Origin of the sequence: Schinkia azotoformans LMG 9581 (assembly GCF_000307855.1) — a bacterium.
GTDB classification, from domain to species: Bacteria; Bacillota; Bacilli; order Bacillales; family Bacillaceae_J; genus Schinkia; species Schinkia azotoformans.
In genome coordinates, this window is sequence record NZ_AJLR01000039.1 from 1 (window position 1) to 15,839 (window position 15,839).

The window sequence follows — 15,839 nt, forward strand, 5'->3', positions numbered from 1 at the left end:
GTAGTTTTTCGAGCAAGCTCGAAAAAATCTGGGCGCAAATACGCCAAGGCGCATTTGATTTTAGCATTCATTTCTCTTTGAAAGTGCAAACGCCTAGCTTTATTTTGGGCTAGGCGCTTCAAGGAAAGAGTTATTCTCCACCTAATAATATGCGAATTGTTGCACCGGATTCAACCTTTTCGCCAGGTTCTGGTGTTTGATCGATGACAATTGAACCTACACCACTCTTTTCTAATCTTAGATCAATTAGGTATTTCTGCAATTCATTCGTTTTTAAACCAACAATGTTTGGAACTTCAACCATTCTTGGATCAGGATATGTGTATTCCTTCTCAATCTGCCCGCTTCTCTTTTTAACATCAAGAGCCCTGAGACTGTCTTCCAATATATTTCCGACAATTGGAGCAGCAACAACTCCTCCGAATTGAACTGTCCCCTTTGGGTTATCGATTGCTGTATAGACAACAACTTGCGGGTCATCTGCTGGAGCAAAACCAATGAATGAAACAATATGGTTATTTTCCATATATCGTCCATCTTTTACTTTTTGGGCTGTACCGGTTTTGCCGCCGACACGATACCCATCGACAAATGCCCCTTTTCCTGTACCTTGAGCTACAACACTTTCTAGCGCATATCTTACCTGCTTCGATGTTTCCTCAGAAATGACCCTTTTTTTCATAATAGGGGTATTGCGGCTGATGACCTTACCGGTTATCGGATCGACCCATTCCTTGGCGATATAGGGCTGATACAAAAAGCCACCATTAACAGCAGCAGCAACAGCTGTTACCTGCTGAATCGGAGTAACAGACACCCCTTGACCAAAAGCAGTTGTAGCTAACTCTACAGGACCGACACGATCCATTTTAAAAAGGATTCCAGTTCCTTCACCCTGCAGGTCAATCCCTGTTTTTTGACCAAATCCAAAATTCTTAATATATTGAAATAAACGGTCTTTACCCAATTTCTGCCCTAAAGTTACAAAGCCGGGGTTACATGAGTTTTGGACAACCTCTAGGAATGTTTGTGATCCATGTCCGCCCCGTCTCCAACAGCGTAACGTTGCACCTTCAACTCTAATCGCACCTGGATCATTAAAATGATCTTTTTCCAGATCTACTAACTTTTCCTCTAGTGCAGCCGCTAACGTAATAATTTTAAAAGTAGATCCTGGCTCATATGTACTCCACACCGGGAGGTTCCGATTATATACTTCTTGAGGTACAGTTTGATATTTTTCCGGATCAAAATCAGGTCTTGATGACATTCCTAAAATTTCGCCAGTTTTTGGATCCATTGCAAGCGCAATCGCACCATCTGGGTTGTAGGTTGCTTCAGCAATATCTAATTCCCTTTCGATAATGGTTTGAACACGGGAATCAATTGTTAACTTCATATTCAGACCATCAATTGGCGGTGTATATTCGTCAGTGGAATTGGGCATTTTTCTACCTTTTGCATCGGCAATATACGATATATGCCCCCTTTTTCCACTCAACTTTTCATCGTAGTAAAGCTCAAGTCCCATTAGACCTTGATTATCAATCCCAGTAAATCCTAAGACATGTGATAGATAGCTCCCAAACGGATAATGCCGTTTTGAATCTTCAGCGATATAGACCCCCTTCAAATTAAGAGCTCGTACTTCATTGGCTTTTTCATTCGACAGTTTTCTTCCTTCCGTAATGCGCTCATTTAAAGAGTTCTTCGTCATCGATTTATATACTTTTTCCTCCGAAGCATTCAAAACAGCAGCTAATTTCTTGGCTGCGTCAGCTGGGTCTTCTATTTGTCTTGGTATTACATAAACAGTCGGAGCACTTACATTTGTTGCTAGTGGAACCCCGTTTCGATCGAGAATTTCTCCTCGTTCCGGCTCAAAAGGAATATCTCTTCCCCAGGAATCCATAGCCTTATCACTCAACCAATTTCCCATTACTAACTGTACATACCCTAGCCTTACATCTATTACCAAAAATAGTAATAATCCAATTAATAATACTGTAACTAAACGTTTCCGCACCGTAACATTTGAAACTCTCAAAGATCGTCTTACCTCCTTGACTTAGCTTGTTTCATCTTATGCTTGTACAGTGCGGAATAGAACATGGAATAGCCCAAGAAGCATTAGCAGAAGCTCTTTAATTTAATCTTGGACGCTATTCAATAGTTCGAATATTTGTTGATCTTCTTTCCCCTTTAAATTCACCTCATCTTCAAGCTTTACTAAGGGCTCTTTTTCCTCAAACGGTGGATTTAATTCCACCACTAAATAATCTCCATCTTTAAATTCAGAATTTGCCTGGATGCTTTGCTTCGTTACATAGCCTTTTCCAATTACGTTTAGCTTTAAGTCGGCAATATCAGCTATTTTGGTCACATCTCTAAAAGCCCATCCGGTCATATCAGGCATTTTCATCTTGCCATTTGCCTTGATAATAATTTTCTCCTTTTCTAGCACCTTCGAATCCGGCAAAGGAATTTGCTTTGTTACACTACCGGTCTGACCTAGCTTAATGACAGTAAGACCTGCTTGCGAGAGTTCTTTCGCCCCTTCATCTAACCCTTTTCCAATAACTTTTGGAGTCTCGATACCTTCTTTCACAACCGGTTTTTCAATATTTGTAGCCTCTGTTGGTGCAATATTCAAGTAGTTTAGACTATTTTTCATGACTGTTTTAAAAACATAAGATACTGGAGCGGAACCAAGCTCAGTAGGCTCAAGTTTTGGTCTTTTCGCAGATACATAGACAATTAGTTTCGGATCATCCTTTGGTGCAAAGCCTAAAAACGAAAAGATATTATTTCCATGACCTGTCATATATTTTCCGGTTTTTGGATCAGGAATTTGAGCAGTACCCGTTTTTCCGGCAACTTGATAACCTTCAATGGCATATGATTTACCAGTACCTGCTTCAGATGAGATGACGGTCTCTAAAATATCAAGAACTTCTTTAGCAGTTTCCTTTTTAATAGGCTCTCCAACAACTGTTGGCTCTTGTTGTTTAATAACTTCCCCTGTCTTTGGGTCAACAATTTTTTTGATAATATATGGCTTCATCATTTTGCCGCCATTTGAAATAGCGGTAGCCGCTTGAATTTGCTGAATTGGAGTTACGGTTGTTCCCTGTCCGTAAGAGGTCGTAATTTTTTCAATTGGATATCGAAATAAGATATTACCTGGTACTTCATTCGGTAAATCAATTCCTGTTGTTTTGTCAAAATGGAATTTTCGTAAATATTCAAGAAATTTATCACCGCCAAGCTTTTCGTTTACAAGCTTGGCCATAGCAACGTTGGAGGATCGTTGAACCCCCTCCAAATACGTGATTGTTCCCCAACCAGCACGGTTATGGTCTCTAATGGCCTTGTCTTTCTTCGAGATCCGGTAAGATCCTGATTGATAAGTTTCATTTGCACGAAATACACCTGCATCAATTGCTGCAGCTATCGTAAATATTTTCATTGTTGAACCTGGCTCAAAGCTCGATGATATTACTTCATTCATATAATTGGAAATTTCACGAGTATTCGGATCAAAGCTTGGTCTAGTACCCATAGCCAATATTTCACCCGTTTTCGCATCAGCGACAATTCCAATCAAGTTCTCGGGTTCATACTCCTTCTCAGCATAGCTTAATGCATTTTCTAAAAATGTTTGGATTTTTTGATCCAATGTTAAATAAACATTCTTCCCGTTTTCAGGAGCCTGAATCATTTCTTTTGGATCGGGCAACTTGAAGCCACTCCGGTCACTTTGAAATGTTACACGACCATCTTTCCCTTGCAAGAGATCATCAAAAGTTTTTTCAACACCCATTTTACCAACCAATTTACCTTTTTCATCAGGCTGTGCAAACCCGATTACGTGGGAAGCAAAAATACCATTCGGATATAATCTCTTTTTCTCCCGGGTAAAATAAACACCCGGAAGGTTCAGTGCCTTAATTTCCTCCATTAATTGATGATTAATATTTCTGCCTTTCGGTCCCAATTCTACTTGAACAGCATTTGGATTAGCAGGGTTTAACCGTCTCTCAATCTCTGAAGCTTGCATATTCAATAATGGAGCTAATTTTTCTGCCGTTTCATGCTTATCAATAACATAAAGGGGGACAGGAGAATTTTTTGAATATTTATCACTAATAACCACATACAACGAATAAGTAGGTACATCCTTTGCAATTGCTTGTCCGTTACGATCAAGTATTTGTCCACGTGAAGCTTCAATAGTTCGTTCCTTTCCCCACTTTTCATCGGCTAAAACGGTTAAATCATGTCCATCAACTTCTTTTACGGTCTGTATATAAATAAAACGACCTGTTAAAATAAAAAAGAGCAGGACAAATATTAATGATAATATCCTCGCTCCAACTCTAATATGTACTGTTGTTTTTTTACTCATTTTCTCACCACACTAAAAACTAATTACTGAAATTAATTACCGATTACTTGGACATTATTATCAGTGATTGTTAATCCTTGTTCACTAGCAATTTTTAATATCCGCTGTGGTCTTGACAATTCAGTTATTTCCTCTGCTAAACCACTATTGACCTTTTGCTGTTCGGTAATTTTGGATTCCAAAACTTGAATATCATTATTGAGTTGAAAAATAGCTGCTTGCTTAGAAATGATCATCGTACAACCTATTGTACTAAAAATGAGCAAAAGTGAAAGCAGTAATTTTTCTCCAGTTGTGATAATACCTTTCTTTTTCACCTTTACTCGAGGCTTCAAGTTTGGTTTATTCTGCTGCTGTTTTTTGGGTTGAACCTGGTAGGCAAGATTACTCAAAACTAAAACCTCCTGCTAGAATGTGTTATTGTCTCTCGGCCACTCTTAATTTTGCAGACCGCGCTCGTTTGTTTTGCTCCATTTCTTCTTCTGAAGGTAATATTGGCTTCCTAGTTATTAGCTTTAGCTTAGCTTTATATTCTTCCGGAATGATCGGAAGTCCATGAGGTAATTCGGGACCTTTACTCCATTTACTAAATGTTGTCTTACAAATTCTGTCCTCTAATGAATGAAACGTAATAACCGCTATTCTCCCACCTGGTTTGGTGATCGAAATCGCATCCTCAATCGCCTCTTCGAATACTTTAAGTTCATCATTTACAGCGATCCGAATAGCTTGAAAAACCCGTTTAGCCGGATGTCCTCCAGCTCGTCTTGCCGGTGCAGGAATGCCTTCTTTTATTAACTCTACAAGCTCCCCTGTCGTTTCAATTGGTTTAACACTACGAAAAGCTTCAATTTTCCTTGCAATTTGTTTCGAAAATTTCTCCTCTCCATATCGGAAAAATATTCCAACAAGATCATTATAGCTCCAGTGATTAACGACATCATAAGCCGATATTGGCGCCGTTTGATCCATTCTCATGTCCAGCGGTGCATCTTGATGGTAGCTGAATCCTCTTTCAGCAATGTCAAGTTGTGGTGATGATACGCCAAGATCAAAAAGGACTCCATCTACTCCCTCTACGCCCCGCTCTTGCAACTCTTCTTTCAGATAGCGGAAGTTGCTTTTTATTAAGACGACTTGATCTTTATATGCCGCTAATTTTTCAGCAGCATGCGCTATCGCCATTTCATCCTGGTCAAAAGCATATAATCTGCCAGACTTGGAAAGCTTCGATAAAATGAGTTCGCTATGTCCCGCACCACCTAAAGTACAATCAACATAGATTCCATCCGGCTTTATATTTAACCCTTCAACAGCTTCTTCTCTTAAAACAGTTATGTGTTCAAACATTTATACATCTACTCCACCCTAGTCTTTTTCCTGTTGCTTCATAATGCTATTTTGCATCTAAATATCGAAATCAACCATACTTTCTGCAATTTCAGCAAATGATTCTGCAGACTCCGTAACGTATGTATCCCAAATTGATTTGCTCCAAATCTCAAAACGATTGGAAACACCTACAATGACGCAGTCTTTATCGAGTTTGGCATAATCTCTTAGTGGAGGAGCAATATTTACTCTTCCTTGCTTGTCCACTTCACATTCAGTTGCACCAGAGAAGAAAAAACGTGTAAACGCTCGAGCATCTTTCTTAGTAAAAGGAAGGGTTTTTAATTTATTTTCTAAGGTTTGCCATTCATCGTAGGAATAACCAAACAAGCATTGATCTAAACCCCTTGTTAGTACAAAGCCTTCTCCAAGGAGTTCCCTAAATTTAGCCGGAATAATCATACGGCCTTTTTGATCAATGGTATGATGATATTCCCCCATGAACATACATTACGCCCCACTTTCTGACCATAGAATACCACAAATCACCACTTTCCACCACTTACTTTATGAATTATTCGTGAAAAAAAATAAAAAAACCTGCATACATCACAGGTTTTTGCTCGACAAATTCGGAACTTAAATTGTTATAATACGTCATTTTTTATAGTTTATAGCATTTAAATAGTAATAACCTTATGTTGGTTATTCCATTGATAATTTAGATCTAACATTTCATCGATAATTTAGTAACCATAAAGGTTAATATAGTAAAAAATATTCCATATTCTCTCCTGCGGTGCATTCAAAGGCTTGATAAAATGATTGATATGGTCAAATTTGTCCAACTCAACTTTATGTTGAAAACGGATTGACTTTTCCATTTTCTGCTTTAAGTAATATATTTGTGATTGAATAAGCTCTGCATTTTTTTCTGCCAAATCCTTAAGATGAGGATCAACTTGGATGGCCAGCTCTTTAAAAGGTCTATGTGCATTCAAAATCTGTGTTATCGTTTCCTCTGTCATTTGCTCGATCGGAAACGGCTGTTGTTTTTTAAGCCAATCTTCTCTCTCGTTTTGACATCCACGGTTCACAACCTTCGCTATATCCAGGCCCAGCTCTTTCACGTATTTTTCAGTCTTCCTGTCTAAGATGGAAATCATTAATCTCGGAATCACAGGAGGCACTTTAAAGCCAAACAAATGAAATGCTTTCTTTAATGCTGCCCAGTAGGCAATTTCACCAGGGCCTGAAATAAAAGCCAATGTCGGGAATACATACTCCTGCATAAGCGGTCTTGTCGCTACATTGTTACTAAATAATTCCGGTTGATTATGATTTAACTCTAATAACGCTGTATGTTCAAAATGGCATTCCTTATTCTTTCCAACAAATTGTGTTTTGGATCTTTCTAACAGAATCCTTTCCCCATCATGAATAAGAAAAAGATGGGCATTATGTTCATTCATTTCAATCGGTTGCCCATAGCCCAATTCCTTAAGGGTCAATTGGCCACATAGCACCTTTTCCCCTAATTTCGAATTGTTACGGATGATCGTTTCCATAAAAGGTGATCCAATTTTTCTAAAGCCAGCATCACCCGAATCAACAATAATAAGTCCATGATCTTTAAATAATCTAAAAACAATATTGATGAAAAAATCAACATAGGTAGAAGACTTTCTTAAATCATCATAAAGATGATTTAAAATATCATTTGTATAAATCGTTTCACCGAATGTACCGATAATCTCCTTAATCCAATCTTCAGCCTTGTTTTGATCAATGATCACTTTAGATGCAGGGCTTTTTTTGAAATGCTTTTGTTTTATGGCACGTTTTTCAACCCTTCCATTGTGCAGCACGTAAGTATGATTAATCTCAGCAAAGTCATGATCCTCCCCCGCAACCCAAAACACAGGAAGAACCGGAACATTTAATAATTGCTCTTGTTCTTTTGCAAACTTAATGATGGAAATAATTTTATGTATCGAATAAAGTGGACCCGTTAGCAATCCTGCTTGTTGGCCGCCAATGACAACGACACTTTTGGGATCCAACATTCTTTTAATATTTGAGATCGTTTTATCAGAAGCATCGAAGTTTTTATGAAACTCTAATAAATAGTCAACCAATTCTTGTCGTGGAAATTGCCGATTACTCAACTCTTCTAATCGCTTCTTGTATGTCTCTTCATTTTGAATTTTGGGATAGTCAAAAAAAGAGGCTGCCTCGTCCTCCCCGCTTATATAAGAAGAGGCAATTTTATTCGCTAACGCCTGGGAGACGTCCTGTATTTCCATGCAGATACTTCCTTTCTTCTATACATAACACAACATTTTATAAGAGTATAACAAATAATGATGAACACCCCCAAAAATAATGCTTATAAATTATTTAGCCTTTGAACTAATCCAAAAATAATGAGTGAAAAATAGCTAAACGAAAATAACAGAAAATTAAACCGCCAAAATCCTTTCCATACCTTTTTGAAAATAATCTCATTGTTGATTTTCCATTGTAGAAAAACAAAAATCGAAGCAATAAATATTAATAAAAGAAGGATGATCCACAGCACTGATTTTTCCCAAATAACCATAATAGAGAAATGAACGGCAATGATAAAAAAGAGAGTCGAAATGTCCACTGATAAATGTAGCGATTTTTTTTTGTTCTTTGTGACGATGCGACTGATCCAGTACACGATAAAAATTACAAGGATCGGCACTGTGACTATAGTTGCTACGAATGTTGAAAATAAATTAATCATTCCTCTCTTCCTTCCCTTTGGCTTCCATACCTTTAATACTATTATACAAAAACATAAGTCTAGGCATTGGCACCATTCTTTTTTCACCTTCTTCTAGTATATAACCTATAATAGACTGGATTTCTGTTTTTCGGCCTTGTTCAATATCCTTATACATCGTTGAATAGTTGCTTCCTGTATTTTGGCAAATGGAGATTACATCATTCCACAAGTTGTCGATGTTTGTTAAAGCAAGCGCTTGTATCACTTCAAGGAAAACAGATCTCATATTTAAAAAATAAAAATCATTTTCCAGTAACCCCCCATTCCGAATGCCATAAAGGGTTGTAAGTGGGTTGATAACCGCATTGACAACGAGTTTCCCCGCAAGTATTTCATACCAATTTTCCTCAATGATAATAGGAAAACCAATCGAATTTAATGCATCTGATATAGCTATGATTTTTCCCGGCTCTCCACTATAGTTTGCAATTTTAAGGCGTCCTTCACCAGTATGAATAACGCAATTGTCCGATTGTTTAAGAACCCCGTGCTCAACAATGCCCAAATAAATCGATTCCGAGTATAAATCGGATATCATGAGAGTATGACTCATTCCATTTTGCAAAAAAACAATAGGTATTTTGATTTTGTTTTTCTTTAAATAATCAAGTATCGGATCTAAATCATATTGTTTAACCGTAATAAAAATGAAATCTGCATCTTCCAAAAGGCCCTCCGAAAAAGGGAGCGCCATGACTTTGCTTGTTGTTGTCATCCCGTTCTTTATAAGTTCTAAGCCTTTTTCATGCAAAAACTGGGCTTGTTCTCTTCTTCTAGTATAAATGACTGAATTGATATTTGCTTTATTAAAATAAGCGGCAACAAGCATTCCGACGGCACCACCGCCAATAATTGCGACCTTCACCCGAAAACCTCCATAAGTCTTAATTATAGTATCATTTTAACAAAAAATAGGGAATATTGGCGTCAATAATTACCCTCAAGTTTTTTGAATTATTGAACTTTTTTAAAAAAGTATATATTAGAAGAAATTTTCTGTTAAATGTATTATAATGCAAATATAACAGTATGAAAAAGGAGGTTTACCTTCATGGAAATCATGCCAATTGAAAAGTTATCAATCAATTTTAAGACGTTAGAGGATTTTAAGAGTTTTAAAGAATACGGCAATCAGGAGCTACAAATGCTTGATGACTTAAAAGGGAGCATTGTTGAAAACGATTGCAAACATTCGCCATTCTATGGTATTTATTATGGCAATAAGCTTGTTGCACGCATGAGCTTATATCATACTGATAAAAAATTTGATTATTTATTCGACGAAAAACGAGATTATCTCTTCTTGTCAAAACTTGAAGTACTTCCACAATATCGTGAAAGAGGTTTTGGAAAGAACTTAATTGAGTTCGCTAAAAGCTTTAACCTTCCAATTATTACAAGCCCTAGAATTAACTCTGAGGGATTCTGGAACAGAATGGGCTTTATGCCTTTCACACCGATCACAGCGGATGTGCCTGAAAAACTATTAGTCTGGTATCCTGATCATTTAACAGAAAACAAAATAAATTAATGATGTTGTTTAATTAATAAAAGCTGACATTTGGTCAGCTTTTATTTTTTCACTCTCTCAAGGTTTCCGTTTTTGTCCATTTGGAACTTAAAGCGGGAGCCTTCTTCTTCCTGTAAGACAATCATCTTGCGTGCTCTTTCCATTATTTCAATAAGAGCTTTATAATCTTCTTCAATTAAGTGGTAATTTTCCGTTAGTTTTTCAACTTTAATAAGCAGCTCGTTTCTTTCTTTCTGTAATTCACTGATTTCATTTTTAAGCGCTTCATTTTCTTCGCTAAGGTTTTCAGTATTCTTAACGGTTGACTCCACTGATGACAAAAATTCAATAATAGAATCGAAGGACACTAATGATTTTGACTCATTTGGCTGCTCTGATTGATCAACTTTCTCTACCTTGCTTTTAAATTTTTTCTCCACAGCTTCAAGTACTGGTTTTGGTGGTTCTACGGCTTTTTCACCTTTTCTTTGTTTTTTGGCAATTTCAATTGCTGACTTATATTGTTTTCTGACAGCTGAATTCCACCTAAAACCACACGCTGCTGCTGTTCTTGATAGTTTTTGACCAACTTCCTCAAAAGCAGCCAATTGTGTACTTCCATCTCTAATATGTCTTAGCACAACCTCGGCAAGCAATAAATCTTCATCTTGCGTCCATGCATCCTGTCTTAATGTCGTCATATATCTATCTCTCCTATTGTTTTTATTTTTATTTCTATGCAACAAATAGAAAAGATAGAATCTAAAATCTAGTTAAAAACACTGTATTGTTTGTACTTCCATGTTATTTAGCATCTAAAAATGATTGCACCGCTTCATGATGCTCATCCGATTCCCAAAGAATGCTGCACTGATTAATTTCTGCAAACATCCTGTCTCTTAAATTGGCAATTTCCCATTTTTTAACCGCAGCTTGTTTATAGGCTGCTAGTACACCAGAACTCTGTTCAACATAAGCTTGAATCCAATCCTCGCACTCCACTTTAAGGTTTTGTTCTGAAAATATCTTATGAATAAAACCAAGCCCTTGACCCTCCTGTGCTGAAAATCGGTTTGCCGTCATAAGTAATGTCATCGCCTTGTCATAGGGCAGCTTTTCTAGAAGCATAGATGCTCCTCCCCAGCCTGTTGTAATGCCTAACTTGCCTTGAACAAATCCAAACTTGGCATTTTCACTTGCAACCCGAAAGTCACAGGCAGAGGCAATTTCACAACCGCCACCGATCGCTGCACCATTTAAAAGAGCAACTGTTGGTTTTGTTAACGTTGCTAATGAATACAATATTTCTCCCATTTTGGCGAGCATCTGATAGGCTTCCTCTTTTGTATGAAGATCATGAAATACTGATAAGTCACCGCCCGAACAAAATGCTTTATTCCCAGCCCCTGTTATTACTAACACTTTATCACTTTTGTTACCTTCAACCTCGTCTATAACTCTTTTAAAGCTGTCCATCACGTCAAAATCTATCGCATTCCTTTTTTCTACGCGATTAATCGTCAGCCATACAACCCCATTTTCAGTTCTTTCTAGCAAAACTTTTCCCATTCCCTTACCCTTCTTCCTTTTTTGTAAAAATAACCATTTATTAAATATTTGCTTTCTTATCATAAATTCCTGCTTTAATTATATAAAAAAGCGCAGAGAATTAAATTCTCTGCGCTTTTTTCATTGTCTAGCTCCAGTTTATACGTCGCTAAACAGGCGCTTCCGCTTTTCTTATTAGTCGTTTACTACTTCTTTACCTTTGTAAGTACCACATTCTTTACAAACGCGGTGAGCAAGCTTCATTTCTCCGCAGTTAGGGCATGTTACCATACCAGGCACTTGTAATTTATAGTGTGTACGACGCTTTCTTTTTGCAGTTTTAGATGTTCTTCTAAAAGGTACAGCCATTATTCCCACCTCCTTAAAAGGTTAACTATTCATTGTTTTTGTCTTCATTAAAGAAATCTTTCAGGGCTGCCAATCTAGGATCGATCTTATCTTTCTTATCATGCTCCGTGATCACTTCCCAGTCTTGTCCCGATTGTGGTGCTCCTCCTTCTCCAGAAGGGTCATCACAAAAGATTTGAATAGGTATCTCCAAGAGGATATTTTCCTTGATCATCGGCAATAAGTCAAGAACTTCTCCTTCAACCTGATGAAGATTTTCTTCATCCGGATGGCCAAAGCCTTCCGGTGATAATAAATAGGTTTCGCTTGTTTCAATCTTAAATGAATGCGTAGCATCCTTTAATGTCCGAGAGCAGGGAAGAATCATTGTCCCTTCAATTGTTAGTGTAAATGTAACTTTATTAGACCCAAAATCGCCATGCCCTTTAACATGGACAGGCGGAATTCTTCTAATTTCAGATATATCAATAAGTTCATTTACATCAACCATTTCATCAACAATAATCCCTTTATTTCGGAGTTGATTTAATTGATTCATATACCATTTCATTCATTTCACCTCAAGGCAACAAAGGTAATTATAGCTTTCACCAACATATTTGTCAATATTTTTTCTTTACAGTAGAATATATAAAAAAGTGAAAAAAGAAAGGAATTTATGTATGAGAGCTGTTGGTGTCGTAGTGGAATATAATCCCTTTCATAACGGTCATTACTATCATATCCAAGAATCACGAAAAGTAACAGAGGCAGATTTAGTTGTTGCAGTCATGAGCGGTAATTTTCTACAGCGTGGTGAACCTGCATTAGTATCAAAATGGGCACGGACAAAAATGGCGCTTGAAGGTGGAGCAGATATAGTGATCGAACTGCCTTATGTATTTGCTACCCAAAAGGCTGAGGTGTTTGCATTTGGTGCGGTAAGTTTATTGCATGCCTTGGAGGTTGATAGTATTTGCTTTGGCAGTGAAAACGGTGATATTTACTCTTTTCAAAACACACTAAAAGAAATGAAAGCAAGGAAAGGCTCCTTTGATCAATTCATTAAACAAGCATTAGAAGAAGGAAAAAGCTATCCAAGAGCAACCTCAGATGCATTTCATGCTTTACAATTTGTAGATTCGGCGGTTGATCTTTCACAACCAAATAATATTTTAGGTTTCCATTATGTAGAAGCCGTTGATAAACTGGGCAGTAGGATACAACCATTTACGATACAACGTACAAAGGCCGGGTATCATGATCAACATATCGCAGACCAACATATTGCAAGTGCAACTAGCATCCGTTCGAGCCTTTTTTCAGAAAGAACAAATTTGGAAGAAATACAAAATGTTATTCCAGATACTACCTACTCGCATCTTTTGTCCTACAAGAAAAGCTTTGGAATGTTCCATCATTGGGAAAATTACTACGCTTATTTTAAATACAAGCTTCTTACCTCAACACCTGAAGAACTCAGACAAATCTATGAAGTAGAAGAAGGACTAGAAAATCGCCTATTGCAAAATATAACGTCTGCTGCGACATTTAAGGAGTTTATGGAAAAGATAAAAACAAAGCGATATACATGGACAAGATTACAGCGGCTTTGTGTACATATATTGACAAATACTTCGAAATCCCTAATGAGAGAAAACAGTGAGTATCCGACCTATATTCGTTTATTAGGTACTTCACTTGCTGGTCAGGAGTATTTAAACTCCATCAAAAAGAAAGTAGCTATTCCGTTTGTTTCACGTCTTGCATCCTTTTCTAATGAGCAAGTCATGCTTGATATAAAGGCTTCGAATGTTTATGCATCTTGTTTAAATGAGCCTTATCGTTCAAATATGATAAAGAGTGAATTTTCGAATCCACCGATACGGTATGATCAAAACAATAAACAATTTTTGTAAAAAAAAAAAGCGAAAGAGGCTAAAATTTTGTAACCCAACAGCCTCTTCCGCTTTTTTATTTTTTCGGTGGTAATTTTTCTAGATAGGCAATTGCTTCGTCAAATGTATTGACTGGGATGATCTTCATGTCAGATTTTATATCCTTCGCCGTTTCCAGTGCTTCCTGGTAATTTGTTAGTATTTTTTCTCCATTTTTATCAATACGGGTTTTACCATACTCATTTGGTGCAAAGAAAATTTCAACATTAGATTTATCCGCCGCAACAATTTTTTGATGGATGCCGCCAATACGCCCGACTACTCCCTCATAACTAATTGTGCCGGTGCCGGCAATTTTATAGCCCTTTGTCAAATCCTCATCAATTAATTGATTGTAAATCTCAAGTGAAAACATTAATCCGGCAGACGGTCCACCAATTTTTTCTGTATTGATTGTCACAGGGGGATTCACTTCTACTTTACGATCCGTTACAAGAAGGATTCCTAAGCCTACCTTATCTTTTTGTTCACCAGTTTGTTCTTTAGGAAAAACAGCTAATGGTACTTTCACTTCCATCGTTTTTCCCTTTCTTTCCAATTTTAGCTTTACTGTGTCTCCACTATTCTTCGTTGAAACATATTTAATGAACTCTTCTGACGACTTCATAACATGACCATCAACTGAAAATAAGCGGTCACCTACTTTTAAAACCTTCTCCGCCGGCATTCCCGGTATAACACTCATAACAAAAACACCGTTATATTTGATATCAATGTCTTTTTTGGCCTTTGTGTAAGCGACAACGGTAGCTTGTTCCTTTGAATTTTCCATCATATGAAGCTGGCGGTTGGAATACTCATCCTCTGTTTCACCATCCGGGCGTATGTAGTCCTCAGGATAAATTTCATAATAATCATTTACCTTTGCCCACGCATATTGAACTACGTTCGCCTTACCAATCCGAACGGTTGTTAAAGAAAAGCTTCCCCTTTCCTTACTTCCACCTTCTACTTTTACAATTGGAGCCAGCTCTGTCGCCATTCCTGGTGATGAGATATAATAGGGGAGCTGAACGAAGGTTAGTAAAAGGGTTATGACAAGAATGATGATCCAGCTTTTTGACATACTTTTCAGCTTATTCATGTTGCGACTCCTTCCACTTCTGTATAACATCTACTATTAACGGAATTTGCTTTAGTGCTTCCTCTTCACCGATACGGATGATATCTTCAGTATTTGTAAAGGCCTTAGCACTATATTGCTCCACACGCGGTTTAATCATTACATCTGCATCAAATTGTTTTAATCTGGCTAATTCATCCTGCATGATGTCAATACTCTGTATAATCACGTCAAATATCGATGTAATCTCTACATCACCTTTCACATGTGAAACATCGACAGCTATTACGATATCCGCTCCCATTTCTTTCACAACAGAGACCGGAACTCTATCGACAACTCCCCCATCCACAAGAAGACGCCCGTTTATTTTTTCCGGAATAAAGATACCTGGTATCGAAATACTTGCCCTAATAGCATTTGCTAAAGGACCGTCCTTAAAAATAACCTTTTCACCCGTTTTAATATCGGTAGCCACGATCCAAAGAGTGGGGGATAATTGCTCTATTGTTCTCCCCATCGTAAAAATGCGGATAAATTCCTTTATTTTTTGGCCACTTATAAAGCCCATTTTAGGGACGGTGAAGTCAAGGTAATATTTCCTTCTAAATGCAGCCGCCAACTTATATAAACGCTCAAGATCGTGACCCGACCCGTATAATCCACCAACCAATGCCCCCATACTGCTTCCTGCAATACAATCAATTGGTATGTTGGCTTCGTGTAAAGCTTTAATTACACCTAGATGAGCAAACCCCCTAGCTCCACCTGAACCTAGTGCTAAGCCTATTTTTGGTTTTCTCAAAAGTTTCCCTCCATTGTCCTTTTCCTTAAATTAGGTCTATTCTAATTTGAAA

16 protein-coding genes are annotated in these 15,839 nt (G+C 37.5%); 2 read left to right on the forward strand and 14 right to left on the reverse strand.

Annotated elements, in window-relative coordinates; all coding sequences use genetic code 11:
* Positions 1-130 precede the first annotated feature (130 nt).
* From BAZO_RS03755 to BAZO_RS03790, 8 genes are all read right to left on the reverse strand, one after another.
* A complete protein-coding gene (locus BAZO_RS03755; protein ID WP_003329950.1) occupies positions 131-2,047 on the reverse strand; it encodes a stage V sporulation protein D in 1,917 nt (638 codons plus the stop codon).
* Between the two features lie 102 nt (positions 2,048-2,149).
* Positions 2,150-4,408 carry a penicillin-binding protein gene (locus tag BAZO_RS03760; RefSeq protein WP_003329951.1) on the reverse strand — a complete coding sequence of 753 codons (2,259 nt, stop codon included), beginning with the start codon at positions 4,406-4,408 and terminating at the stop codon, positions 2,150-2,152.
* Between the two features lie 32 nt (positions 4,409-4,440).
* The gene (ftsL, locus tag BAZO_RS03765) at positions 4,441-4,800 is read right to left on the reverse strand and encodes a cell division protein FtsL (protein ID WP_003329952.1); all 360 of its coding nucleotides are present in this window, start codon (positions 4,798-4,800) and stop codon (positions 4,441-4,443) included.
* A gap of 25 nt (positions 4,801-4,825) precedes the next feature.
* Complete coding sequence (gene rsmH / locus BAZO_RS03770) at positions 4,826-5,758, reverse strand: 16S rRNA (cytosine(1402)-N(4))-methyltransferase RsmH (protein ID WP_003329953.1); 933 nt, start codon at positions 5,756-5,758, stop codon at positions 4,826-4,828.
* 57 nt (positions 5,759-5,815) lie between these two features.
* Complete coding sequence (mraZ, locus tag BAZO_RS03775) at positions 5,816-6,247, reverse strand: division/cell wall cluster transcriptional repressor MraZ (RefSeq protein WP_003329954.1); 432 nt, start codon at positions 6,245-6,247, stop codon at positions 5,816-5,818.
* A 239-nt stretch (positions 6,248-6,486) separates the two neighbouring features.
* A complete protein-coding gene (gene bshC, locus BAZO_RS03780; RefSeq protein ID WP_003329955.1) occupies positions 6,487-8,046 on the reverse strand; it encodes a bacillithiol biosynthesis cysteine-adding enzyme BshC in 1,560 nt (519 codons plus the stop codon).
* A gap of 83 nt (positions 8,047-8,129) precedes the next feature.
* Positions 8,130-8,513, reverse strand: a complete 384-nt coding sequence (locus BAZO_RS03785) for a DUF3397 domain-containing protein (RefSeq protein ID WP_003329956.1) — start codon at positions 8,511-8,513, stop codon at positions 8,130-8,132.
* Positions 8,506-9,420: a 2-dehydropantoate 2-reductase gene (locus BAZO_RS03790; protein WP_003329957.1), complete on the reverse strand. Its 915-nt coding sequence runs from the start codon at positions 9,418-9,420 to the stop codon at positions 8,506-8,508. Before BAZO_RS03790 ends, BAZO_RS03785 begins: the two co-directional genes overlap by 8 nt.
* Before the next feature lie 186 nt (positions 9,421-9,606).
* Between BAZO_RS03790 and BAZO_RS03795 the strand changes: the two genes are divergently transcribed.
* Entirely contained in the window at positions 9,607-10,086 is a 480-nt protein-coding gene (locus tag BAZO_RS03795; RefSeq protein WP_003329958.1) for an N-acetyltransferase, read from the forward strand.
* Positions 10,087-10,127: 41 nt separating this feature from the next.
* On the opposite strand, the gene BAZO_RS03800 is transcribed toward BAZO_RS03795, so the two are convergent.
* From BAZO_RS03800 to BAZO_RS03815, 4 genes are all read right to left on the reverse strand, one after another.
* Positions 10,128-10,766 (reverse strand): RsfA family transcriptional regulator, encoded by a 639-nt coding sequence (locus BAZO_RS03800; RefSeq protein WP_003329960.1) that lies wholly within the window; start codon positions 10,764-10,766, stop codon positions 10,128-10,130.
* 103 nt (positions 10,767-10,869) lie between these two features.
* Complete coding sequence (locus BAZO_RS03805; RefSeq protein WP_003329961.1) at positions 10,870-11,634, reverse strand: enoyl-CoA hydratase/isomerase family protein; 765 nt, start codon at positions 11,632-11,634, stop codon at positions 10,870-10,872.
* A 174-nt stretch (positions 11,635-11,808) separates the two neighbouring features.
* Entirely contained in the window at positions 11,809-11,982 is a 174-nt protein-coding gene (gene rpmF, locus BAZO_RS03810; protein WP_003329962.1) for a 50S ribosomal protein L32, read from the reverse strand.
* A 25-nt stretch (positions 11,983-12,007) separates the two neighbouring features.
* On the reverse strand, positions 12,008-12,532 hold the full coding sequence (locus BAZO_RS03815) for a YceD family protein (protein WP_003329963.1): 525 nt from the start codon (positions 12,530-12,532) through the stop codon (positions 12,008-12,010).
* Positions 12,533-12,644: 112 nt separating this feature from the next.
* Between BAZO_RS03815 and BAZO_RS03820 the strand changes: the two genes are divergently transcribed.
* Positions 12,645-13,880, forward strand: a complete 1,236-nt coding sequence (locus tag BAZO_RS03820; protein ID WP_003329964.1) for a nucleotidyltransferase — start codon at positions 12,645-12,647, stop codon at positions 13,878-13,880.
* A 55-nt stretch (positions 13,881-13,935) separates the two neighbouring features.
* On the opposite strand, the gene BAZO_RS03825 is transcribed toward BAZO_RS03820, so the two are convergent.
* The gene (locus BAZO_RS03825) at positions 13,936-15,003 is read right to left on the reverse strand and encodes a SepM family pheromone-processing serine protease (RefSeq protein WP_003329965.1); all 1,068 of its coding nucleotides are present in this window, start codon (positions 15,001-15,003) and stop codon (positions 13,936-13,938) included.
* Positions 14,996-15,787: a patatin-like phospholipase family protein gene (locus BAZO_RS03830; RefSeq protein ID WP_003329966.1), complete on the reverse strand. Its 792-nt coding sequence runs from the start codon at positions 15,785-15,787 to the stop codon at positions 14,996-14,998. Before BAZO_RS03830 ends, BAZO_RS03825 begins: the two co-directional genes overlap by 8 nt.
* Between the last annotated feature and the right edge of the window lie 52 nt (positions 15,788-15,839).

What these genes read in the sequence shown, in the direction of transcription:
- BAZO_RS03760 (WP_003329951.1), bottom strand. Translation starts at nt 4,408, where the DNA reads ATGAGTAAAAAAACAACAGTACATATTAGAGTTGGAGCGAGGATATTA.
- rsmH (WP_003329953.1), bottom strand. Translation starts at nt 5,758, where the DNA reads ATGTTTGAACACATAACTGTTTTAAGAGAAGAAGCTGTTGAAGGGTTA.
- mraZ (WP_003329954.1), bottom strand. Translation starts at nt 6,247, where the DNA reads ATGTTCATGGGGGAATATCATCATACCATTGATCAAAAAGGCCGTATG.
- bshC (WP_003329955.1), bottom strand. Translation starts at nt 8,046, where the DNA reads ATGGAAATACAGGACGTCTCCCAGGCGTTAGCGAATAAAATTGCCTCT.
- BAZO_RS03785 (WP_003329956.1), bottom strand. Translation starts at nt 8,513, where the DNA reads ATGATTAATTTATTTTCAACATTCGTAGCAACTATAGTCACAGTGCCG.
- BAZO_RS03795 (WP_003329958.1), top strand. Translation starts at nt 9,607, where the DNA reads ATGGAAATCATGCCAATTGAAAAGTTATCAATCAATTTTAAGACGTTA.
- BAZO_RS03800 (WP_003329960.1), bottom strand. Translation starts at nt 10,766, where the DNA reads ATGACGACATTAAGACAGGATGCATGGACGCAAGATGAAGATTTATTG.
- BAZO_RS03805 (WP_003329961.1), bottom strand. Translation starts at nt 11,634, where the DNA reads ATGGGAAAAGTTTTGCTAGAAAGAACTGAAAATGGGGTTGTATGGCTG.
- rpmF (WP_003329962.1), bottom strand. Translation starts at nt 11,982, where the DNA reads ATGGCTGTACCTTTTAGAAGAACATCTAAAACTGCAAAAAGAAAGCGT.
- BAZO_RS03815 (WP_003329963.1), bottom strand. Translation starts at nt 12,532, where the DNA reads ATGAAATGGTATATGAATCAATTAAATCAACTCCGAAATAAAGGGATT.
- BAZO_RS03820 (WP_003329964.1), top strand. Translation starts at nt 12,645, where the DNA reads ATGAGAGCTGTTGGTGTCGTAGTGGAATATAATCCCTTTCATAACGGT.
- BAZO_RS03825 (WP_003329965.1), bottom strand. Translation starts at nt 15,003, where the DNA reads ATGAATAAGCTGAAAAGTATGTCAAAAAGCTGGATCATCATTCTTGTC.